18 protein-coding genes and 2 pseudogenes are annotated in these 21,777 nt (G+C 62.9%); 3 read left to right on the forward strand and 17 right to left on the reverse strand.

Annotated elements, in window-relative coordinates; genetic code table 11:
* Window positions 1-38: 38 nt before the first annotated feature.
* The 8 genes from F3Y30_RS20525 to F3Y30_RS20560 all read right to left on the reverse strand — a co-directional run bounded on the left by F3Y30_RS20525 (window position 39) and on the right by F3Y30_RS20560 (window position 7,695).
* Window positions 39-803 carry a CatB-related O-acetyltransferase gene (locus F3Y30_RS20525; RefSeq protein ID WP_203424495.1) on the reverse strand — a complete coding sequence of 255 codons (765 nt, stop codon included), beginning with the start codon at window positions 801-803 and terminating at the stop codon, window positions 39-41.
* 109 nt (window positions 804-912) lie between these two features.
* On the reverse strand, window positions 913-1,122 hold the full coding sequence (locus tag F3Y30_RS20530; protein ID WP_203424496.1) for a hypothetical protein: 210 nt from the start codon (window positions 1,120-1,122) through the stop codon (window positions 913-915).
* 610 nt (window positions 1,123-1,732) lie between these two features.
* A complete protein-coding gene (locus F3Y30_RS20535) occupies window positions 1,733-2,722 on the reverse strand; it encodes a beta-ketoacyl-ACP synthase III (RefSeq protein ID WP_203424497.1) in 990 nt (329 codons plus the stop codon).
* The gene (locus F3Y30_RS20540) at window positions 2,722-3,987 is read right to left on the reverse strand and encodes an adenosylmethionine--8-amino-7-oxononanoate transaminase (protein WP_203424498.1); all 1,266 of its coding nucleotides are present in this window, start codon (window positions 3,985-3,987) and stop codon (window positions 2,722-2,724) included. The genes F3Y30_RS20535 and F3Y30_RS20540 overlap by 1 nt, the downstream gene beginning before the upstream one ends.
* Entirely contained in the window at window positions 3,984-4,622 is a 639-nt protein-coding gene (bioD, locus tag F3Y30_RS20545) for a dethiobiotin synthase (protein ID WP_203424499.1), read from the reverse strand. Before bioD ends, F3Y30_RS20540 begins: the two co-directional genes overlap by 4 nt.
* The gene (locus tag F3Y30_RS20550; RefSeq protein WP_246753007.1) at window positions 4,619-5,758 is read right to left on the reverse strand and encodes an 8-amino-7-oxononanoate synthase; all 1,140 of its coding nucleotides are present in this window, start codon (window positions 5,756-5,758) and stop codon (window positions 4,619-4,621) included. The genes bioD and F3Y30_RS20550 overlap by 4 nt, the downstream gene beginning before the upstream one ends.
* A 65-nt stretch (window positions 5,759-5,823) precedes the next feature.
* Complete coding sequence (gene bioB / locus F3Y30_RS20555) at window positions 5,824-6,771, reverse strand: biotin synthase BioB (protein ID WP_246752820.1); 948 nt, start codon at window positions 6,769-6,771, stop codon at window positions 5,824-5,826.
* 255 nt (window positions 6,772-7,026) lie between these two features.
* The gene (locus tag F3Y30_RS20560) at window positions 7,027-7,695 is read right to left on the reverse strand and encodes a GntR family transcriptional regulator (RefSeq protein WP_203424502.1); all 669 of its coding nucleotides are present in this window, start codon (window positions 7,693-7,695) and stop codon (window positions 7,027-7,029) included.
* A gap of 692 nt (window positions 7,696-8,387) precedes the next feature.
* Here F3Y30_RS20560 and F3Y30_RS20565 point away from each other — a divergent pair.
* Entirely contained in the window at window positions 8,388-8,831 is a 444-nt protein-coding gene (locus F3Y30_RS20565) for a TIGR02594 family protein (RefSeq protein ID WP_203426710.1), read from the forward strand.
* Window positions 8,832-8,924: 93 nt separating this feature from the next.
* On the opposite strand, the gene F3Y30_RS20570 is transcribed toward F3Y30_RS20565, so the two are convergent.
* The 9 genes and pseudogenes from F3Y30_RS20570 to F3Y30_RS20610 form a co-directional block, all read right to left on the reverse strand.
* The gene (locus tag F3Y30_RS20570) at window positions 8,925-9,272 is read right to left on the reverse strand and encodes a cupin domain-containing protein (RefSeq protein WP_203424503.1); all 348 of its coding nucleotides are present in this window, start codon (window positions 9,270-9,272) and stop codon (window positions 8,925-8,927) included.
* Window positions 9,273-9,360: 88 nt separating this feature from the next.
* Window positions 9,361-10,683, reverse strand: coding sequence for an FAD-binding oxidoreductase (locus F3Y30_RS20575; RefSeq protein ID WP_203424504.1), 1,323 nt, complete (start codon window positions 10,681-10,683; stop codon window positions 9,361-9,363).
* Window positions 10,684-10,695: 12 nt separating this feature from the next.
* Window positions 10,696-11,586 (reverse strand): ABC transporter permease, encoded by an 891-nt coding sequence (locus F3Y30_RS20580; protein WP_203424505.1) that lies wholly within the window; start codon window positions 11,584-11,586, stop codon window positions 10,696-10,698.
* Window positions 11,587-11,596: 10 nt separating this feature from the next.
* Window positions 11,597-12,546 (reverse strand): annotated as a pseudogene (locus F3Y30_RS20585) (ABC transporter permease).
* Between the two features lie 95 nt (window positions 12,547-12,641).
* Window positions 12,642-14,312, reverse strand: a complete 1,671-nt coding sequence (locus tag F3Y30_RS20590; RefSeq protein ID WP_203424506.1) for a peptide ABC transporter substrate-binding protein — start codon at window positions 14,310-14,312, stop codon at window positions 12,642-12,644.
* A 95-nt stretch (window positions 14,313-14,407) separates the two neighbouring features.
* Window positions 14,408-15,738, reverse strand: a pseudogene (locus F3Y30_RS20595) (FAD-binding oxidoreductase).
* A gap of 1 nt (window position 15,739) precedes the next feature.
* Window positions 15,740-16,462: an SDR family NAD(P)-dependent oxidoreductase gene (locus tag F3Y30_RS20600; protein WP_203424507.1), complete on the reverse strand. Its 723-nt coding sequence runs from the start codon at window positions 16,460-16,462 to the stop codon at window positions 15,740-15,742.
* Between the two features lie 23 nt (window positions 16,463-16,485).
* A complete protein-coding gene (locus tag F3Y30_RS20605) occupies window positions 16,486-16,971 on the reverse strand; it encodes a MarR family winged helix-turn-helix transcriptional regulator (protein WP_203424508.1) in 486 nt (161 codons plus the stop codon).
* 289 nt (window positions 16,972-17,260) lie between these two features.
* Window positions 17,261-18,907, reverse strand: a complete 1,647-nt coding sequence (locus F3Y30_RS20610) for an ABC transporter ATP-binding protein (protein WP_203424509.1) — start codon at window positions 18,905-18,907, stop codon at window positions 17,261-17,263.
* A gap of 235 nt (window positions 18,908-19,142) precedes the next feature.
* Between F3Y30_RS20610 and F3Y30_RS20615 the strand changes: the two genes are divergently transcribed.
* On the forward strand, window positions 19,143-20,039 hold the full coding sequence (locus tag F3Y30_RS20615) for a DUF3445 domain-containing protein (protein ID WP_203424510.1): 897 nt from the start codon (window positions 19,143-19,145) through the stop codon (window positions 20,037-20,039).
* Between the two features lie 139 nt (window positions 20,040-20,178).
* Entirely contained in the window at window positions 20,179-21,630 is a 1,452-nt protein-coding gene (locus F3Y30_RS20620; protein WP_203424511.1) for a homospermidine synthase, read from the forward strand.
* Window positions 21,631-21,777: the final 147 nt, after the last annotated feature.

Genomic DNA, 21,777 nt, shown 5'->3' on the forward strand with positions numbered 1-21,777 from the left:
CATGTGGCCAAGCCCTGAGTTTTGAGCTAGCTCTGTTGCTATCCAGCGTAGTTGGTTACTCTTGGCGTGCTACCGCGGAGGGCCGAGAGTTTTGGAGTATGAATACGGGCGCCTGCTGCGATGTTGGCTTCGATCGTTTCTATCCCAGATTCAATTCGAGTGACGTCGACACCATCCATAACTTCCAGGTTATAGTTCCACCATTTAAGCTTAGCGAGGGCGCGGCGGTGATCTTCTGGAAATCTCCAGCGGATCATCTTCGCTGGGACGCCGCCGACCACTGAGTATGGCTCGACGTCTTTGGTCACAACAGAAGAAGCTGCAATAATGGCTCCGTCGCCGATCTTGCACCCGCGCATAATGCTGACGCCGCGGCCGATCCAAACGTCGTTCCCTATGACGATCCTGTCGAGATTGCGAGACGACATCCATTTCGATTGAGCGTTCATAGCGAGTTCTTTGTTGCGATCCCAATACCGCTGCACCTGCTCAGATGGAAAGGTTCCGATCGCGTCATACTCGAAAATGATGTGTGCGGAGAGATGATCTCCGGGATGCTGGGTGATACCAAATTGCGCACCAGGGCCAATCATGCAGAAGCGACCAATGCTTTCGACATGGCGGATGACCGACTGCTCGCCGCCAAGAAAGGTGAACGCACCGATGCGTCTAACGTCATAAAGGCCCGCGCGAAGCTCGACCGGCTCTTCAACCACAATTTTGGTGCACCCAAACCGAAGTTTCACGTCACCTATAAGGCGAACGGCTACGGGGGCATCGCTGCTTTCTGTCGTCTCAGTCATCCCCGTTCCATAAACAAATTCATTCCAGCAATGAAGTGGGGGAAGTAGTTTTCAAAGTTTCCCACAACGAACGATGCAGTCGCCCGTCGAGATTCTCAATGTGCCGCGCCTAGATGACATCGGTGACCTCGTCCAAGAATTCTAGGACTTCTTCAAGGTCCGGTTCACACACACCAGCGAAATCATCGCCTGCAACAATCCGGGCGTTCACTTCGGCTACGAGATGTTGATGGTACTTCTCGAGGAGCTTCGTCGCTTTGGTGAGGAGTAGGTGATATTCGGCTGCAAGGGCATTATCAAATTGCGAGATGCTGGACACAGAAACCCCGAGCAAAGTCTGAAAATACTCGTGCGTATTTATCGCCCGTTTGCAACTGTGTCAAAGCTCCCGAAAGAGGGAGATTTCCGCTCTTTCGTGTTCAACCAGTAGTTCACCGATGCCGAAATGTACTGGCACGGGATGTACATCCTAGAGTTGTAAGCTCTCGCGCGCCTAACAAGGAATTCCTAATGAAACTTGTCACCAATCGGCGCGGGTATCTCCTTCGCGCGCCGGACCGAGGTCATACCTAGGCCCGGTCCATCGCGAGCTTCAAAGGGGTCGAGTTCGCCACCCTGGAGTGGGTAGGCTGTTTCAACATTCGACGGGCTTCTGGAGTCTATCGAAAATGTCCCGCCAACCGAAGCCGAGGTTCAGTATTACAATATTCAAGCACTGACGGGTAGAATCCAACGGTGCGGGAATCCCGATTCGAGGTTCCTTTTGCCGGATTTGCGAGCCTTATAGCGGTAGAGGCGAACGAACGCTACCCACTCCATATGCTGGGTCGTTGGTCTGACGGCCAAGGGAATTACTCGGAGAACTGGCGACTGCAGAGTGTTCGCGGCGGTAGGCATTCCGATGGCCAGGTATCACGAGTTCTTCCCCCTCATATCCCCACCACCGAGGCGCCGGCGGTGAGCCCCGCTCCGGCGGCGGTGAGCAGCAGTTTTTCGCCGTCCGCGAAGGGTTTGGCCTGGTTGGCGAGCGAGAGCGAGAGCGGGATCGTCGCGGCCGATGAATTTCCGTAGTGCTCGATGGTGCACACGGTGCACGGCGGATCGATGCCGAGATTGGCTGAGACCGCGTCGAAGATCCGCCTGTTTGCCTGGTGCGGCACGAAGCGGTCTATGCTGGATGCCTCCAACCCGGATGCCGCGAGCGCCCGCCCGGAGCACTCCGTCATCAGGCTGACGGCGCGGGAAAACACCTCGCGGCCGTCGCGCATGGTCATGAGGCACTCCTCGGCCGCCATGCCCGAGGCAAACGGCCGGTTGCTTCCGCCGGATGGAATGGTGATCAGGTCATAGCCCGACCCGTCGGCGGCGAGATCGCTGCCGAGAAGGCCGGTCCGTGGATCGGCGGACGGCATTAGCAGCACCGCGCCCGCCGCATCGGCAAAGAGCACCGCGCTCGCGCGCTCGGCGGGGTTGATGCGGCGGCTCAGTATGTTGGCGGCAACCACGAGCACCGGCCGCGCCTGTGTGCGCACGAAGCCGTCGGCAAGCGCAAGCGCATAGAGAAACCCGGAACAGGCGCCGGCGAGATCGATCGCCCCGGCTCTTTCGAGGCCGAGACGATGCGCAAGCAGCGGCGCCGACGGCGGCAGCAGATGATCCGGCGTCGAGGTGGCAAGCAAGGTGAGCCCGACATCCCGCCTGCTCACCCCCGCATTCTCGAGCGCCATCTCGCCTGCCTTCGCCGCAAGCCCGCTCAGCGTGTCGCCTTCTTCTGCCCAGTAACGTGTGCGAATGCCCGTCCGCCGTTCGATCCAGCCCGCTTCCAGCCCGAGCCTTTCCTCGATCTCCCAGTTCTCGACCCGCCGCCGCGGCACGGCGTGGCCGAATCCCGCAAGCCGGGAGGAACGCGGCGCGCCCATCACCGTCCTCGCGCGAAAAGCACCGCGCCCTCCGCGATCGCATCAAAGGCGCGGTCGAGATCCGCGGCGGTCACGCAATAGGGCGGCATGAGATAGATGACGTTGCCGAGCGGGCGGATGAGGAGCCCGCGGTCCCTGAAAAACGCCCTGAGTTTCGGCCCCGCTTCCGAGAGATAGCCCCCGGAGGGAACGACGAGATCGAGAGCGGCGATCGTGCCGGTCTGCCGGAGGTTCGAAAAGTGCGGATTGTCGGCGAGCCGCGCCAGCCTTTCGCGCTGCATCCCCTCGAGCAAGCGGATGCGTGCAAGCACCGGCTCGCTCTTCCAGATCTCGAGATTGGCGACCCCGGCGGCACAGGCGATCGGGTTGGCGGTGTAGGAGCTCGAATGAAAGAAGGTCTTGCGCCGGTCCGTCGAAAAATGCGCCTCGTAGATCTCGGCCGTGGCAAGCGTCGCCGCCAGCGGCAGGGCGCCGCCGGTGAGCCCCTTGGAGGTGCACAGGATGTCGGGCGCGACGCCCGCCTGCTCGCAGGCAAAGAGGCTCCCCGTGCGTCCCCAGCCGGTCATCACCTCGTCGGCGATCATCAGCGTGCCATGGCGTTCGGCAATCTGCTTGAGACCGGAAAGGAGCCCGGCGGTCGTCATCTTCATGCCGCCCGCACCGAGAACCAGCGGCTCGACCAGAAGTGCGGCCACTTCGCCCTTCCGGCAGAATGCCTCGAAGGCATCGAGCGTTTCCTGCTCGCGGCCCGTTGCGGGAAAAGGCAGCCTGTCGACGGCGAAGAGCAACGGCTCGTATGCGGCATTGAAGACACCACGCTCGCCGGTCGACATGGTGCCGATCGTATCGCCGTGATAGCCGTGTTCCATGACCACGATGCGGTTACGGGGGCGCCCCGTGTTGTGGAAGAAACCGAGCGCCATCTTCAGCGCCACTTCGACGGCGGTGGAGCCGCTGTCCGAATAGAACACATGCGCAAGGCCCTTCGGCGCGATCTCGACAAGACCGCGGGCAAGGACTTCGGCTGGCTCGTGGGTGTATTCAGCAAAGATGACCTGATCGAAGCGGGCCGCAGCGCGCGCGATCGCCTCCATGATCGCGCGGTGACGATGGCCATGGGTGATCACCCACCAGGAGGAGATGGCGTCGAGGATGCGATTGCCGTCCTCGTCGATGAGATAGGCGCCCTCCGTCTCGACGACCTGCCGCATCGGCGGCTCCAGCGCGTGCTGGGTGAACGGATGCCACACGGGCGAGCGGGTCATACGCGGACCTCATGAAAAGCGGCAATGTCGAAATTTTCGTGAAATGCCTCTCTCAGCGCTTCGGCGGTTACGGTTTCGAGTTGCGGCAGGCGCCCGAGCACCCTGACGCCGCCAAGCGCGGCGATGATGTGCTGCGTATCCGCCCGTTCCTCGCCGATGAAGGCGACGCCGAAGACGGGGATCGCCCGGCTTTTCAGCGCTTCCAGTGAAAGCAGGGTGTGATTGATGGTTCCCAGTGCCGTGCGCGCGCAGAGGATGACCGGGGCGCGCCAGCGGGCGAAAACATCGGCGAAGAGCACCCGCTCGGTAAGCGGCACCAGCAGTCCCCCCGCCCCCTCGATCACCAGCGGCGCGTCCGTGACAGGAATGTCCAGGCTTTCGGCCTCGATGGTCACGCTGTCGATCCGGGCCGCCAGATGCGGCGAGGCCGGCGTCTTCAGCCGATAGGCTTCCGGAAGGATTCTTTCGGGGGGCACCCGGCCGAGACGCTCGACGGTCTCGCTGTCCGTTTCCTCCTCCAGGCCGGACTGGACCGGTTTCCAGTAATATCCGGAAAGCGCGTCCGTCAGCGCTGCGGAAAACAGCGTCTTGCCGATGCCCGTGTCCGTGCCTGTCACGACGAAGGCCGTCCTCATGGGGCTTCCTCCGCCATGGCGGATGCAAGCCGGTCAAGCATGCGCAGGATCGTCTCTCTGTCCACATTGAGCGTGATCGCGATCCTCAGCCGGGCCGTCCCCTCCGGCACCGTGGGCGGCCGGATCGCCCGGATGTCTAAGCCTTCCGCCCGCATGCGCTCGGCAATGCGAACCGCCCGGCCATTGTCTCCGATCATCACCGGCAGGATCTGCGTTCCACTCGCCTTGACGCCGAGCCTCTCCGTGAGTGCACTGTTGGCAAACGACCGCAACGCATCGAAATCCGCGCGGCGTTCCGGCTCGTCGGCAAGCATCGTCAGTGCCTCCCGCACGGCTGCGGCGACCAGCGGCGACGGTGCCGTCGAATATATGAAGCCACGGGCGCGGTTCACGAGATAGTCGCAGGCCACGGCCGGTGCGGCGAGCAGCGCGCCCGAAACGCCGAGCGCCTTTCCGCATGTGTGGAGCACGATGACGTTGCCGCGCCGTTCCAGCCCCGCCGCAAGCCCACGCCCGCCGGGTCCGAAAACCCCTGTCGCATGTGCCTCGTCGATCACCAGCAGGCCTTCGTGCCGGTCGGCGATCGCGGCGAGCTCATCGAGAGGAGCGCGGTCGCCGTCCATCGAGTAGAGGCTTTCGACGGCGATCCAGGGTTGCCCCCTGCCCCCCTCCCTTCGCCATCGGACAATCGCGGCCTCGAAGGCCGAGGGATCGTTGTGCGCGACGGAAACCGCCGTGGCCTTGCTGGCGGAAATCCCCTCATGCGCGCTCGCATGGATCAGGGCATCGTGGATGATCACGTCGTCGCGCTGGGGAAGCGTCGAAAACAGCGCCACGTTGGCGGCGTACCCGCTGCTGAAGAAGAGCACCCTCTCCGCTCCAAAGTAAGCGGCGGCTTCCGCTTCCAGCGCCTCGTGTTCGGGATGATTGCCGCGAAGCAGGCGCGATCCTCCCGCCCCGACCGGCACGCCGCGCTCGATCGCTGCGGCGATCGCCGCCTTCAGCCGCGGCGCACTTGCGAGCGCCAGGTAGTCGTTGGAGGTAAAGTCGATACCTGCCTGCGCAACGAGCGCGCGTCGGCGCCCCTTGCCTTCAAGCCCCGCAAGCGTCTTGCGGTAGCGGGCAAGGGCGATGATACCTTCGGCATGTGGCGGCGCGCGCCAGCGGTCTTGCTCGGCCAGGCCGGAATCCGCGTCGGCGATCATGCGGCGTCACCGGGCTGCATCGGCTTCAGGCCAAGGCGACGGAAGAGCGCCGTGTCGTGATCCTCGCCCGGGTTGTCCGCCGTCAGCAGCGTATCGCCCACGAAGATCGAATTGGCGCCCGCAAAGAAACAGAGTGCCTGCATCTCGTCGCTCATCTCGGTGCGGCCTGCGGAAAGGCGAACATGGGATTGCGGCATCAGGATGCGCGCCAGCGCGATGGTGCGGACGAAATCGATCGGGTCCACGGGCGCCGCATCGGCGAGTTTCGATCCGGGGATCGGGATCAGCATGTTGATCGGCACGCTTTCAGGCGGCACAGGCAGGTTGGCAAGCGTGACCAGCATGGAGATCCGGTCATCGACCGTCTCGCCCATGCCGAGAATGCCGCCGGCGCAAACCTTGATGCCGGCCTCGCGCACGTTGGAGAGCGTCTCCAGCCGGTCAGCGAAGGTGCGTGTGGTGATGATTTCGCTGTAGAAGCGTTCCGACGTATCGACGTTGTGATTGTAGTAGTCGAGCCCGGCATCCGCGAGCCTTGCCGACTGGGCCGGGGTCAGCATGCCGAGCGTCATGCAGGTCTCCATGCCGAGCGCTCTGACGCCCTCGACCATGGCGACAATAGCATCCATGTCGCGGTCCTTGGGACTGCGCCACGCCGCCCCCATGCAGTAGCGCGACGCCCCGCCCGCCTTTGCCTGGCGCGCCTCAGCGATCACGCGCTCGACCTCCATCAGCTTCGAGGCCTTGAGCCCGGTCGGATAGTGTGCGGACTGGCTGCAATAGCCGCAATCCTCTGCACAGCCGCCCGTCTTGATGGAGAGCAGTCGGCTCATCTGCACTGCATTCGGGTCGAAATGGGCGCGGTGGACGCTTTGCGCCCTGAAGAGAAGATCGTTGAAAGGAAGATTATAGATAATTCTTGCATCTTCGATTGGAAGTTGCATCTCCGAGATTTTCGGGAGTTCCGGCTGTTGTAGGTCTCCCGTCGTCCGTTCCAGCATTTGCAACCTCTCTCCTGTCGCCGCAGCGGTTATAGATATATCTGAATATTATCTATAATTTTTCGGCACGCGCAGAAAGGCAAGCACCCAAAGGGCGAAAAAGCCAAGCAACACTACCATGGGGAGAGAATTTGACGCACGCGTGAGGGACGACCGCCGCAAAACCCGGCAGAACCGCCGTCCTCCGCGGCAGATTATTTAGCCGACGATCGCGAAGGCGTCGCGCGTCTTTCCGGCGGCATTCTTGATCGGCTTCTGGCCGATCCACTGAACATGGCGCTCGAGAACCGCAGCCGCCTTTTCCACGTTGCCCTGGCGCAGGAAGGTCAGGATCGCCCGGTGATCATGGTCGGTCCGCACTTCCCATTCGGATCGCCAGGTCGCGAACAGGAAGCGGGCACTGGCAGCGTGCAGATCGTCGATCGCGGCGAGCAGCCGCGGCATGCCGCAGGGAGCGAGAACCAGCCGGTGGAAGCGGCGGTTCGCCTCTTCCCAGGACCGCACGTCCCGCGAATTGTCGCCGGCGACCGTTGCCTCCTCCGCCTCGTCGAGGATGGAGGGCGTCAGGTGCGGTGCCGCGTGTCTCAGCGCCAGGACTTCGAGCGCCGCGCGCATCTGCGCGACCTCCCGCACCTCCTTGAGATCGAAGGATGCCACTCGGACGCCGCGCCGCGGTTCGCTGACCGCGAGCCCCTGGGCCTCAAGCCTGCGGAAAGCCTCGCGCACCGGCACATGGCTCGCGCCGAACTCCTCGGCGATATGGTCCTGCCGCAGTTTCGTTCCCGGCTCCAGCTGACCCGTTACGATCCTGTCGGCAAGAATTCGGCTGATGCGCCCGGCAAGTGTGTCTTCGTTGATTGCGATCATTTGCGATTGATAATTTGCGGGCACGAGTCTGTCGAGCCCGGTCTGTACATGCCGAGGCCGGAACCCTCCGTCTCTTCGGGAAGAGCGACATTCTGGACGAGCACATTGCTACCAGCTGTTGCGGGCCACACCTCCACGAAGCCTCCAACGGCGGCATTACATCTCCTGTATTTTCCGTACCTCTTTCGGCGGAGGAGACCACCAAAAAGATGAATCAGACTACTCCGCACCAGACAGAGAGACATGACTCCGTGTCAGCATAGGATTGCCGCCATTCCGACAAGTCTATGTCTCGATTTTGTCGAATAATTTCAAAGACCGTTAAGGCTTGCGGCAAGGTCATCACATTTCGTCTGCAATGCTCCAAAACACGACATGAGAGCATAAGATTTCTGCCTCAATTTTGCTTGAAGCGGTCGGCAGGATGCCGCCCGTTGACATCGACAGTGGATGCACGTCACGGCCTTTGAAACCAGTGCCTGGCTCCACGTCGGGGATAGGTGTTGATCCGGGACAGACTATCGCCCGTGCAGATAGGCACGGCGATCGCCCTCCGGCAGTACCCGACAATACATTTGATGAAGTCCATTTCCGGCACCAGGCATGAAAGCCTGCGCGACGTCGAGGCGTCTGCGTGCGAGATCGCTTGCGCGCTTTTGGCGATCCGGCCGGTGAACGAAAGGAGTGCGACCATGAGGGTCATCGCGCTGCTCGCTGCGGCAATTTTCGCCTTTGCAGCACCGGAAGTAGCCTCCGCCGGCATGCTTGCCCAAGCAAAGCAATATGCGGGCATGCATGAGGTGAAGAACAACGGCCGACTGCGCAAGATGCTCGGGATCAATCCCGCCCGCACTCCGTGGTGCGGTCATTTCATGGGCCTCGTGGCCCGTAAGTCCGGCCGAACGCCGCCCAAGGATTTCACATTCGCCCGGTCGTGGCTGCGTTTCGGTTCCCCGGTCCGCGTTGCCTATGCCAAGCCGGGCGACGTCGTCGTCATACGCAACGGACGCGGCTATCACGTGGGAATCCTCTCCCAGCTGACCAAGAGCGCCGCGAAGCTGATCGGCGGCAACCAGTCGGGACGTGTTCAGGAATCACAATTCAGTCGAGGCAGGATCGTGGCGATCCGACGATGAGGAGCGTCATCGGTGCGTGTCGGCTGGCCAACTCGCACCGGCGAAATGATTCCGCTCGGGTCCGCGAAACGCGGAATGCCCGACAGGCCTGTGTCAGGGCTTCGGAACGACGGTTGCAAGCTTGCGGAACGGCGTCAGGATTTCGAGCGTGCTTGCCACACCGATCGGAACGCGGACGATCGAGCCAGGCTTGATCTTCACCGGAGCGGAGTCGCCCTGCGTGTACATTGCTTCGCCTTCGCACACGACAAACGTCTCTTCGAGCGCCCGTCCGGGGTAGCGGTACATGCCGGGCTCGGCCTTCCAAACTGCAACGATGGTGCCGTTCTCCACGTCGTCCTGCCAGATCGGCCGGCGCCAGGATCCAGAATCACGGCCTTCCGCGGGAACGCCTGGAACGAGATCGACGTCGTCGGAAATATTGTAGATGGGCAGGGTCATGCGCTTTCTCCTTTGATTGCATGAATGGCATGGCGGCACGCTCCGCGCATAGCGGCGCGGGTAGCGGCTGGTCGATATTGAAGGTGGTTCAGGCGTGCGGCGGCAGTGGTGCCCCGGCAAGCCTTGTCCGGACCCAGTCCTTGACACGGTAGTAGCGAAGCGTCAGCGGCGGACCGTAGTTCATGTAGAATGGCGCAGCCGACAGCGGCTCGACCTTCAGGGACAGCTCCTTCTCCGGAACGCCCTTCGCCCATTCGGCCAGAATTCCGCCGAGCATGCTGCCAGTCGGAACCCCGCGGCCGGAAAGCCCGGTCAGCGCGACCACCCCCGGCGCGAGATCGTAGAGCCGCGGTACCGTGCGGTACTGCATGTCGAGTTCCCCGAACCAGAAGTATTCCCAGCGGATCTCTTGCTGGATCTGCGGATGCAGCCATTTCAGCCGGTCGCTCATCACTTTGCGGGTGTAGTCCATGTCGCGACCACGCCGCCCCATCGGGAACATCGAGGCAACGATCCGGCCTTCCGCATTGTACTTGTAAACGTAGATGTCGCCGCGCCCGTCATGGATCGTCGTGTTTTGCGGAAGCACCGAACGACGCTCGTCCTCTGAAAGCGGCTGCGTCGCGGCAACGAACACCTTGTGGATCTTGAAGGTGCGGTCGAGCTTCGGCCAGCCTCCGACCGTATAGGCCCCGGTGGCAAAGATCACCTTGTCGGCGACGACCGTTCCCTGATCCGTACCGACCGCCCAGACACCGCCCTCCGGCTTGCAGGAGGTGACCGGCGAGTACGTGTGGATGATGCCGCCTTCCTGGATCACCGCACGGGCAAGGCCCCGCGCATAGCCGAGCGGATTGAGATGGCCGGCCTCGGAATGGAACCACCCTGCATGGAAGCGTGGACTGCCGGTGATGGCCTGCACCTCGTCGCGGCCGAGCAGGCGCGTCTTCGCGCCGACCGCGTTGTACATGTTGACCTTCTCCTCGAGGCCGCGGATCGCATTGCCGTGCAACGCTCCCTGCACGTAGCCGTTCTGCTGCCACTCGCACTGGATCTGGTAACGGCGGATCATCTCGCCCACGCGGTCGTTGGCGCGGGTCTGGCGGGCGATCAGCCTCTCCGCCCATGGCTCACCGAGCATGCGGCGCAGTTCCGGCAGACTGTAGTGGGTGAAGGTCGGGGTGCAGTGGCCGGCATTGCGCCCGGAGCCGCCGAAACCGATCTCCTCCCGCTCGAGCAGCACGACCTTGACGCCGTCGCGGGCAAGCTCGAGCGCGGTGGTGAGGCCCGTGTATCCACCGCCGACGATGCACACATCGGCCTTGATACGTCCCTCAAGCGGCCGTGTTTCGGGCGCCGCGGTCGCCGTGGCGTACCAGAGCGACGCATCGAAAGGCGAAAACTTGGTCATCGGTTCCGCCCCTCAGTTGAGATCGCTGCGGGCGTCGAGTGCGTCGCGCAGCCCGTCGCCGATGAAGTTGAAGCTGGTGACAGCAAGCGTGATCGCAATGCCGGGCACGATTGCAAGCCACGGCGCGCTGTCCAGGTACTGCTGGGCACCGTTCAGCATGTTGCCCCAGCTCGGCAGCGGCGGTTGGATGCCGTAGCCGAGGAAGCTGACATAGGCCTCGAGCAGGATGGCGCGCGCCACGGTCAGTGTCGCGGCCACGATGATCGGCCCGATCGCGTTCGGCAGCAGTTCGCGGAACATGATCCAGCTGTTGGAGAGCCCGAGCATGCGTGCGGCAAGGACGAAATCGCGCTCCCTGAGGGACCGGACCTCCGCCTCGACCAGCCGCGCGATCTCCATCCAGCTCGTGACCGCGATAATGATGGTGATCATCAACGGGCTCGGCTTGACGAAGGCAGCAAGTGCAAGGAGCAGGAAGATGCTCGGGAAGGAGAGGAACGCATCGACGAAGCGCATCAGCACCGCCCCGACCCGGCCCCCGTAATAGCCGGCAACTACGCCGATCACCGTACCGATGAGCGTGCTGAGCAGCATGGCGAAGAAGCCGACCAGCAGCGATATGCGGCCGGCGTTGAACAGACGCGCCGCGAGGTCGCGCCCGAGCGGATCAGTGCCAAAGATGTGGTAGCCGGTAAAGGGCGGCGCGAAGCGGGCCCTCAGATCGATGAAAAGCTCGTCATAGGGCAGCAGATACGGACCGAACACGCAGGCGAAGGTGAGCAGCACGATCATCACCAGCCCGAGCATGGCGAGCCTGTGGCGAGCGAAGCGCCGCACGGTGCGGCTGCGCCACCAGCGTTCGGGCGGCTGCGGAAGGGCGGAGGAAAGCGTAGCGGTGGACATGGCGTTTCTCCTAACCGAGCCGGATGCGTGGATCGACGAATGCGACGAGCAGGTCGGCTAGAAGGCTGCCGACCAGCACGAGGATGGCGGAAAACATGAGGAGCCCCATGACCACCGGGTAGTCGTTGTAGCCGAGGCTGTCGAGAAACAGCCGCCCCATGCCGGGCCATGTGAAGACCGTCTCCGTCACCAGCGCCCCGCCGAGAATGGTCGGCAGCTGCAGGCCGGCAAGTGTGATCATCGGCAGCAGCGCATTGCCCACCACGTGCTTCATGAGCACCCGGCGAGGGCTCACTCCCTTGGCCTTCGCAGTTCGCACGAAGTCCTGGTTGATGACGTCGAGGGTGGCGGTCCGCATGTAGCGGCTCCAGACCGCGATGTTGACGAGTGCGAGCACGAGGCTCGGCATGATCAGGTGGATCGCGTAGTCCGAAAAGGAACCGTCGCCGATCGTGTACATGTTGCCGGCCGGAAGCCATTTGAGCTTGAGCGAGAAGACGTAGATGGCGACGAGGCCGAACCAGAAGGTCGGGATGGACAGCGCGATCATGGCGCCGACGGTGGCGCCGTAGTCGAAGAGGGAATAGCGCTTTGTTGCGCCCTTGATGCCGATCCAGGTGCCGATCAGGATGGATATCACCGTCGACGTGCCCATCAGCAGGAGGGTCGCGAAGAGGTGTCCGCTGATGATTTCCAGGACCGGGCGGCTGTCCCGGTAGGACTTGCCCCAGTCCCCCTGCACGAGATGCCATATCCAGTCGAGATACTGGATCGGAAGCGGGCGGTTCAGGCCCATCTGCTCGGCGATGCGGTCGAGCGCTTCCTGCGTCATTCCGGGCGTCAGCGTGTACTGGGACAGCGGACCGCCGGGGCGAGATTAAGCACGGCGAAGCCGATCATCGAAACAAGGACGAGCAGCACCAGGCTTTGCCAGAGGCGGCCGAGGAGATAGCGCAACATGAGAGTCTCCCGCTATTGGAGGACACCGGATGGAGGAATTTGCCGAGGATGGTCCCTCCTCCGCGCATGGACGCACGGAGGAGGGACCGCTCGTCTTACGCCCAGTACCAGGTGTTGATGTTCCAGGTATCGATGCGGTTGTTGATGTTGGGCGCGAAGCCCTCGACACCCACCTTGCGGCCGCGCACGGTCGCGTACTGGAACATCGGAAGGAACGGCAGGTCGGCGCGCACGATGTCCTGGAGCTTGAGATAGAGCGCCTTGCGTTCATCGGGAACGAAGAGATTGCCCGCATCCTTCAGCAACTTGTCGACCTCGGGGTTGGCATATTGCCAGGTGTTCTGGCCTGCCCCGCCCTTCGCAGCGCTCGACGTCGACATGAAGTAGTCGGACGTATCCGGGTCGGGGCCAGTCAGGAAGTTCAGGCCGACCACGACGGAATCGAACTGCGACATCATCCAGTATTCGCCCCACATGACGGCAGGCGGCAGGTTGGAGATCGTCATCTCGACGCCGATATCCTTGAACGACTGCTGCATGAACTGCTGCACCTGTTCGCGGATATGGTTGCCCGACGTCGTGGAGTTGGAGAAGGAGAGGCGCACCCCGTCCTTGGCGCGAATGCCGTCGGCGCCCGGCACCCAGCCGGCGTCGTCGAGAAGCTTCTTCGCCTTGTCGAGGTTGTACTCATGCTTGGGCAGGTCCGCATTGTAGTAGAAGGACTGCTGCGGCATGTAGCTTTCGGTCGGCGTGGGCAGGCCGTAGTAGAGCGCGTCGATGATCGCCTGCTTGTCGATGGCGGCATAGAGCGCCTCGCGCACAGCCGGATCCTTGAACTGCGGCCGCTCCATGTTGAAGGTGATGGATTCGATGGTCGCGGTCGGCACGACCTCAACGACCTTGCCTTCGAGCCCCTTGGCCTCGTCATAATGATCCGGCGTGATCCACTGCAGGCCGACGACGTCGATGTCGCCAGTCTTGAACTGGGTGTACATGACCGTCATGTCGGGAATGTACTTGATGATGACCCGCTCGAGATACGGGCCGTCGCCATAGTAGTCGGGATTGGCAAGGAGCTCGATGTGATCGCCCGCCACGCGGCTTCCCCACTTGAACGCACCCGTCCCGATCGGGGCATTGTTGTAGGCGGCCGTGTTCTTGTCCGCCTCGGCGCCGAGCGCGTGCTTGGGCACGATGAAGGTCGAGCCGAGGATCGACGGATAGGGAGCAAATGGCTGCGCCATCTTCCAGGTGATCTCGGTCGGCGAGACGACGGTGATGTCGCGGACATGCTCGTGCCCGGTCCGCCGCCAGCTGTTGAAGTTGGGATCGACCATCAGTTCGAGCGTGAACTTCACGTCTTCCGCCGTGAACGGCGTGCCGTCGTGCCACTTCACGTCGTCGCGCAGCTTGACCTTCCAGCTGAGGCCGTCTGCCGAAATGCCGCCGTTTTCGACCGTCGGCACTTCAGCGGCCAGCGCAGGCGTGAACTTGCCTTCCGGATCGACGTTGAACAGCGGGTCGAAAATCGCGAAGTGGACGCCTTCATCGACCTCGATGTGCAGCAGGTGCGGATTGAAGACCGTCGGTTCCTGCGAGAAGCCGACGACCATCTGTCCGGTCGGCTTGTCGGGCGCGGCGGCCATTGCGCGATCCTTGCCGAGCAGGCCGGGGATCACCAGGCCGGAAGCCCCGGCGAGCGCCAGCATGGAAAGGGCCTGGCGTCGGGTGGGATTGAGAATTGCGTTCGATTTATTCTCGGACATGACTGTTCCTTTGCTGTTGCACTCGACTGCTGTTCCAATTTTGATCTGCCTTCTTGCCGGGCAGTATGTAGTCGCGATGCCGGTCCTCCCGGCCCTTAAAACCCGCTGATCAGCTCGATCTTCGATCCGTCGCGGAAACGGGAGAACCGGAAGGCCTTTGGATCGACGATCGGCGGCCGCCCTGTGACGATATCGGCCATCAGACGCCCCGCCGCCGGCCCGATGCCGAAGCCGTGACCCGAGAAGCCGGTGGCGATATGGAAGCCGGGGATGCGGTCGATCGCGTCGATGACCGGCACCGCATCGGGGTGACATCGATGTAGCCCGCCCAGCGCTGGGCGATCTCGGCCTTTTCGAAGACCGGGAAGGCCTTCTTGAGATTGGCGAAAGCCATGTCGGAAAGCGCTTTCTTAGGCTTGGGATCGAGCACGCGGCAGTACTCGAAGGGGCTTGCCTCATCCATGGCCCAGCGGTTCGGAATGCGGGCCTCGTCGAAGAACCGCCCGCCGATCCGGAAGTTGAGCGACCGCCATTCCTTGCGGAGCGCTGGCAGGAAATCGAGAGCATAGCGGAAGGATTTCGGCACGATGTCGACCACGTTCTCGTGGCCGGAGGCAATCGTGTAGCCGCCGTCCTGGCGCTTGCGCACGGCAAAACCATTGGACCATAGCGCCTGGTCGGGACCGCCTTCGAGCGGCTTGGTGCGCAGCACCGAGTTCATCACCTTGAGTTGGGGCAGATCAAGCCCGAACATGCCGGAGAAGAGGCTCGACCATGCCCCACCGGCGAGCACCACGGATTTGCATGCTATCGCCCCGCGTTCGGTAATGACGCCGGAAATCGCTCCCGCTGCCGTTTCGATGCCGCGAACCGCGCACTCCGTGAGGATCGCAGCACCCTTGGCGCGGGCAGCTTCTGCGATGGCGGGGGCCGCCTTCTGCGGTTCGGCGCGGCCGTCCTCGGCCGTGTAGAGCGCACCCTTGAGGTTCATTTTCGAACCGGGGAACATCTTGTTGAACTCGGAACCGCTCAGCATCCGCGAATTGAGCTGGTATCCGTCGAGATTGCGGTTCCAGCGCTCGTGATTGGCGTATTCCTCGTCAGTCGCGCAGGTGAACATGATGCCCGCACGCTTGTAGCCGGTGTCGCGCCCGATGCGCTGGTCGAGCGTGCTCCAGATACGCAGCGCCTCGGCCATCAGCGGGACTTCGCGCGGGTCGCGCCGCGAGATGCGCACCCAGCCCCAGTTCCGGCTCGACTGCTCCTGCCCGATTCCGCCTTTCTCGCAGAGCGCCACCCGCAGCCCACGCTCGGAGAGTTCGAGCGCCGTCGACGTGCCGATGATGCCGCCGCCGATCACGACGACATCGACTTCCTTCGGCAGTTCCGCATCCCCGTGGACGGGAACGACATAGGGTCCGGGCATGTCAGAAAAACTCCTCTAGCTGGCAATTGATGGCGAACTCGGCGACGCTTGCCTCGTTCGGCAGGTCGAGGAGCATCGCGATGATGCGGGCGATGTCGGCGGGATCGGTCATGAGGTCCGCGGGCCGGTCGGTGATACTGAGCGCCATGTCGGTCGCGACAAAGCCCGGGCAAATGGCCGTTGCGCGGATGCCGAGGTCGAATCCCGTCTGCCGGATGGCATGGGAAAGCGCGACGGCGGCGAATTTGGACATCGCGTAGAGCCCTGATTTTGCGGACTTCACGCGCTTGCCGGAGAGCGAGCCGATGATGATCACGCGTCCGCGGCCGCTCTGGGCCAGTGGCTCCCAGGCCGCCTTCGCAAGCCGCCGCGGCGCCTTGACGTTGACCGCCAGCATCGCGTCGAGATCCTCGTCGTCGGCCTCGATCACCGTTTTCGGGATCATGATGCCTGCATTGGCGACGATCGCGTCGATGCGTCCGAAGGCGCCGAGCGCTGCCTCGAGCCAGAGCGCTTCGGCGCCGGGATCGGTTGCGTCATATGCGTGGAGATGAACGTCTCCGTTCACATCCCAGGCCGGCCTTTCGGGCTGGCGCATCCCGAGCGAAACACGCCATCCCTGTCGCACGAGCTCTGCAGCGGTAATGGCACCGATGCCGCGGCCGGCGCCGGATATCAGCGCGACGCGCGCACCCTTGCCGTTCTCTGACGTTTGCTGGTTCATCGTCACCGTCTCCTGTCTGATGCTCACGCTAGGCCGGCGATGCGACGATAGGCTCTACGCAGTATGTCCATCAGCTGCTGCTGGTCCTCGTCGGAAATGAAGTCGAAGAAGTCCTTCGACTGCGCGGTCACGAGCAGGCGAACCTTGGCTGCCAGCGCGCTGCCCCTGGGGGTGATGTAGAGTTCCTGGGCCCGGCTATCCTCGGGCGACACTTCCCGCCTGATGAGGTCGTGCTCCACCATCTGCTCCACGACGCGCCCCATCGCCGAGCGGTCCTTGAAGATCAGTTGGGCGATCACGGACGGACGAATACCCGGGTGGCTGTCGACGAGCAGGAGCGTGGTGATCTTGCCGGTTCCCTTTGCGACGTCGAGGCCTTCAAGCCGCTCGTCCAGGTCCCGCGAAACGGCAATATTGACGGTCCGGATGTAGAAGCTGAGCGTATCCTCGAGAACGTCGAGGTTTACGTCCTCGACGGAGGTCGGCGGCTTCTGGGCCCTGTCGCTCATTGACGTCCTTCCAATAAGGCAAGCGATATCAATATCTTGCGCGCGACCGCGCAAGACCGAAACGCTCTTCTGCGCCGTGTCCGTGCATTTGTTACAGCTGCATGAAACGGCCGATAGTGGACAATTGCAACTATATTTTTCGCGCAGTGCGCAGAAAAATCTTTCGGGCACAAAAATGCCCGCTCGTTAGGCACGGAGCGGGCATCAAAACAGGCATCGGGTTCGAATTTACGCAGTACCGGGCACGAGACCTATGCCTCGCCCCAGCGGCACTTCCTCCAGGGAAAACTCAGGCGGCCGGCTCCCACTCGCTGCCGGGTATCGCCGACACGAGCCGCTGCGTGTACTCATGCGCCGGAGCGCGGAAGATCTGGGATGGCGGCCCGTACTCGACGATGCTGCCCTTGTACATGACCGCAACTTCGTCGCAGATCTGGCTCGCCACCCGCAGGTCGTGGGTGATGAAGATCATGGCCACCTTCATTTCCTTCTGAACGCGGCTGAGGAGCTCCAGGATCTGCGCCTGGATCGAAACGTCGAGCGCCGAAACGGCCTCGTCCGCGACGAGCAGGACGGGATCGAACATCAGGGCCCGCGCAATGCCGATACGCTGGCGCTGGCCGCCCGAGAACTCATGCGGGAAGCGGTCGTAGGCACCCGCGTCGAGGCCGACGAGCTCGAGAAGGCGAAGCGCCTTTGCCTTGGCCTCCTGGATGGAGACGCCGTGGGCGATCGGGCCCACCGTCAGTACCTTGCCGATGGTATGGCGCGGGTTGAGCGACGCGAAGGGATCCTGAAAGACCATCTGGATATAGGGGCGCAACGAGCGGAAGTCGTCTTCCTTCATCTGCGCGATGTCCCGCCCGTCGAACAGCATCCGCCCGCCGTCGCTGTCCATCAGCTTCAGCAGGACCCGGCCGAGCGACGATTTTCCCGATCCGCTCTCGCCGACGACCCCGAGGGTGCGGCCCTTGTGGATGGTGAAGCTGACGTCGTTCACCGCGTGCACGGTACGTCCCTTCGAGAAGAGGCCGCCCGCCGAACGGTAGGTCTTGTTCAGCTTCTCGACCTCGAGCACCACCGGGGTCTCCTCTGCCCCGTCACGGTCGCTGGCGCGCATGCGCGGAACCGCCGCGATCAGCCTCTGCGTATAGGGATGCGAGGGATGGTTCAGAACCTTTTCTGCAGGCCCCTGCTCCACGAGGTTGCCCTTTTCCATGACGATGACGCGGTCGGCGATTTCTGCCACCACGCCGAAGTCATGGGTGATGAACATGACGCTCATGTTCTTCCGGCGCTGGATCTTGCGGATGAGCTCGAGGATCTGCGCCTGCGTCGTCACGTCGAGCGCGGTCGTCGGCTCGTCGGCAATCAGCACGTCCGGATCCAGCGCCAGGGCCATCGCGATCATCACGCGCTGGCGCTGGCCGCCAGAAAGCCTGAATGGATACTGGTGCTGCAGCAGCTTGGGGTCCGGCAGGCCCACTTCCTGGAGAAGCTCCAGCACCTTCGCGCGGCGCGTCTCCGCCGTTCCGACGCTGTGTGCTTCCATTACCTCCGAGATCTGGTCGCCAACGGTCATCAGCGGATTGAGCGCGGACAGAGGGTCCTGGAAGATGATCGACACCGCGCGGCCGCGCAGCCCCCTGAGGGTCTCCTCTTCCGCCTTGATAAGGTCGATGCCCTTGAAATGGATGCTCCCTGCGCTGACCTTGATGACCGGGGCAAGCAGCCCCATGATCGCGTTCGCCGTCACCGACTTGCCCGATCCCGACTCGCCGATGATGCACAGTATTTCGCCCGCGTTGAGATCGAAGGATATGTCCTTCACGGCATGGGCGCGCTCCATGTTGTTCGGGAGGCTGACGGTGAGATCCTTCACGGAAAGGATAACGTTCTCGGGTGAAGCGACCGCGGCCGAACCTGCATGCGACATTCCTGGACCCCTTTTTTCTGGCATTGGATGCGTTGCGCGCCGCGCAATCTCACGCAGATCGGACGCCTTTGCAACAGAAGGCAGGTCAAGCAAGATCGATGCCAACCCGGCCGCAGACATCCCCGCGAATGCAGCGCCCGGCCCGGACCGGGCCCCACAGTGCCCCGTTTTCTGCCCGGACCATTGCCTGTGCGCGAGATATCGGGCTACCTGTGCCATCCATTCCGGAGCACGCATGATTACGCCCGCCTACACGCCTTATGACGGATCGGCCCGCCTCTTCACCATTGGCGTTGCGCCCCTCGATCCCGCACGCTGGATCGAGCCGGATGACGATATGGAACGCTATCTTGCGGAAAAGGATAGGGTTCTTGCGGCTCACCGCAGCCAGGTCTTCGTCGAGGAGGAGGATACGCGCGGCGTCCAGGCCGAGGTGCTGTCTTTGCTGGCGGGCCATCTGCCGCGCCACCATCCCGGCCTTTACCGGAGGTGGGAAAACGCGATTGCCTTCGGCGACCGCGTGGTTCGGCTCGATGATCCCGACGTGCCGCCGCTGGTTTCCGCCGGTTCGCTCGTCCAGGACGATCTCGTCATCATGCGCCGACGCGAGACGGGCTGGCATCTCGTCGCGGGCTACGTGTCCTTCCCCTCCTCCTGGTCGCTTCCGGAGAAATTCGGCCGGCGGATGGAGGATATCCACCGCCCGGTTCCGGGCTTCGGCGAGGCGACGCGCAACGCCCAGCTCATCAACAGGATCTTCGACAATCTGAGGCCCGAGCAGCCCGTCCTGCGCTTCAACTGGTCGATCAACCCGGATGCCGACCTTTATTATCCGGTTTCCAAGGCGCACGGAGCGCTTCCTGCGGGGCATGAGCTGCGGCTGGACAACACCTTCGTGCGGGTGGAGCGCCAAACCCTGCGGCGCCTGCCGCTTTCTGGGGACATCCTGTTCACGATCCGGATCTACACCGACCCTGTCTCGGCGATCGGCACCCTGCCGGACGTTGCCGCGGCGGCCGCGACTTTCGCTGACCAGCTCGAGCAGCTTTCCCCTCCGCAGGCCGAATACAAGGGACTGACCGCGAGGCGCGCAAGGCTGGTCGAGCAGCTTCGGGCGCTTGCATCCGGCTAATATTGTCGCCGAGGTAGAGCGATGCACTCTTTATTGTGACAGGATTCTGTGCTCTAGGGCCTTCCGAGTGATAGCAAGGGCCCCCCGTGGCCCTATTTTTGCAACCAATTGGCACCCCATTCCGCAGGAGAGATAGAATATGGCAGACACCAGCTATCCGGTTTATGGCGAAATCACCGGCCCGATCGTCATGATCGGCTTCGGTTCGATCGGTCGCGGCACGCTGCCGCTGATCGAGCGCCACTTCAAGTACGACAAGAACCGGCTGATCGTCATCGAACCGCGCAAGGATGGCGCCGACGACGAGATCTTCGCGCGCCACGGTGTCCGTCACGTCACGGAGTATGTGACGAAGGAAAACTACAAGGACCTCCTGAAGCCGCTCATCACGGAAGGCGGCGGGCAGGCCTTCGTCGTCAACCTCTCGGTCGACACCTCCTCGCTCGACATCATCAAGTTCTGCCGCAAGCATGACGCGCTCTACATCGATACCGTCGTCGAGCCCTGGCTCGGCTTCTATTTCGACAAGGACATGAAGAACGCCGACCGCACGAACTACGCCCTGCGCGAGACCGTGCGCAAGGAGAAGGCCAAGAACCCGGGTGGCACGACGGCAGTGTCCACCTGCGGCGCCAACCCCGGCATGGTCTCCTGGTTCGTCAAGGAAGGCCTCGTCAACCTCGCAAACGATCTCGGCATCAAGCACGATGTCCCCGAGCAGGACGACCGCGAAGGCTGGGCCAAGCTCATGAAGAAGGTCGGCGTCAAGGGTATCCACATCGCCGAGCGCGACACCCAGCGCACCAAGCTTCCGAAGCCGCTCGACACCTTCTGGAACACCTGGTCCGTCGAAGGCTTCATCTCCGAAGGTCTGCAGCCGGCCGAGCTCGGCTGGGGCACCCACGAGAACTGGATGCCGAAGAACGCCAGGAAGCACAAGAAGGGCTGCAAGGCGGCGATCTACCTGGAGCAGCCCGGCGCGAACACGCGCGTGCGCACCTGGTGCCCGACCCCCGGCCCGCAGTACGGCTTCCTCGTCACCCACAATGAGTCGATCTCGATCGCCGACTTCTTCACCGTGCGCGACAAGGATGGCGATGTAACGTATCGTCCGACCTGCCACTACGCCTACCATCCGGCGAACGACGCCGTGCTCTCGCTACACGAGATGTTCGGCAACGGCGGCAATGCCCAGCCGGTGCACCACGTTTTGGATGAGAACGAACTCGTCGACGGCATCGACGAACTGGGCGTGCTGCTCTACGGCCACGACAAGAACGCCTACTGGTACGGTTCGCGCCTCTCGCTGGACGAAACCCGCCGCATCGCTCCCTATCAGAACGCAACAGGCTTGCAGGTGACCTCGGCTGTTCTGGCAGGCATGGTCTGGGCGCTCGAAAACCCGAAGGCCGGCATCGTCGAGGCCGACGAGATGGACTACCGCCGCTGCCTCGAAGTTCAGCGCCCCTATCTCGGACCGGTCGAAGGACACTACACGGACTGGACCCCGCTGGACGGCCGTCCGGGCCTCTTCCCGGAAGACCTCGACACCAAGGATCCGTGGCAGTTCCGGAACATTCTTTTCCGCTGATCTGATCCGTTTTCCGGTCAGGATACGCTCGCGGCCATGGTCGCGAGCGTTTTCGTTTCAGCGGGATAACATGGAGTTGACAGTCCCGCGGCCTTGCAATCACCACATGTTCGCGGCATGGTTCCGCGATGTTGCCGTGGCATGCGG

It is taken from the genome of Sinorhizobium sp. BG8 (assembly GCF_016864555.1).
In the GTDB taxonomy this organism is placed as follows: Bacteria; Pseudomonadota; Alphaproteobacteria; order Rhizobiales; family Rhizobiaceae; genus BG8.

Bases quoted from the DNA above. Each gene is read 5' to 3' on its own strand.
- F3Y30_RS20575 (WP_203424504.1), bottom strand. From the start codon at position 10,683: ATGACCAAGTTTTCGCCTTTCGATGCGTCGCTCTGGTACGCCACGGCG.
- F3Y30_RS20590 (WP_203424506.1), bottom strand. From the start codon at position 14,312: ATGTCCGAGAATAAATCGAACGCAATTCTCAATCCCACCCGACGCCAG.
- F3Y30_RS20615 (WP_203424510.1), top strand. From the start codon at position 19,143: ATGATTACGCCCGCCTACACGCCTTATGACGGATCGGCCCGCCTCTTC.
- F3Y30_RS20600 (WP_203424507.1), bottom strand. From the start codon at position 16,462: ATGAACCAGCAAACGTCAGAGAACGGCAAGGGTGCGCGCGTCGCGCTG.
- F3Y30_RS20560 (WP_203424502.1), bottom strand. From the start codon at position 7,695: ATGATCGCAATCAACGAAGACACACTTGCCGGGCGCATCAGCCGAATT.
- F3Y30_RS20605 (WP_203424508.1), bottom strand. From the start codon at position 16,971: ATGAGCGACAGGGCCCAGAAGCCGCCGACCTCCGTCGAGGACGTAAAC.
- bioD (WP_203424499.1), bottom strand. From the start codon at position 4,622: ATGAGGACGGCCTTCGTCGTGACAGGCACGGACACGGGCATCGGCAAG.
- F3Y30_RS20525 (WP_203424495.1), bottom strand. From the start codon at position 803: ATGACTGAGACGACAGAAAGCAGCGATGCCCCCGTAGCCGTTCGCCTT.
- F3Y30_RS20540 (WP_203424498.1), bottom strand. From the start codon at position 3,987: ATGACCCGCTCGCCCGTGTGGCATCCGTTCACCCAGCACGCGCTGGAG.
- F3Y30_RS20565 (WP_203426710.1), top strand. From the start codon at position 8,388: ATGAGGGTCATCGCGCTGCTCGCTGCGGCAATTTTCGCCTTTGCAGCA.
- F3Y30_RS20610 (WP_203424509.1), bottom strand. From the start codon at position 18,907: ATGTCGCATGCAGGTTCGGCCGCGGTCGCTTCACCCGAGAACGTTATC.
- F3Y30_RS20580 (WP_203424505.1), bottom strand. From the start codon at position 11,586: ATGTCCACCGCTACGCTTTCCTCCGCCCTTCCGCAGCCGCCCGAACGC.
- F3Y30_RS20620 (WP_203424511.1), top strand. From the start codon at position 20,179: ATGGCAGACACCAGCTATCCGGTTTATGGCGAAATCACCGGCCCGATC.
- F3Y30_RS20570 (WP_203424503.1), bottom strand. From the start codon at position 9,272: ATGACCCTGCCCATCTACAATATTTCCGACGACGTCGATCTCGTTCCA.
- bioB (WP_246752820.1), bottom strand. From the start codon at position 6,771: ATGCAACTTCCAATCGAAGATGCAAGAATTATCTATAATCTTCCTTTC.
- F3Y30_RS20535 (WP_203424497.1), bottom strand. From the start codon at position 2,722: ATGGGCGCGCCGCGTTCCTCCCGGCTTGCGGGATTCGGCCACGCCGTG.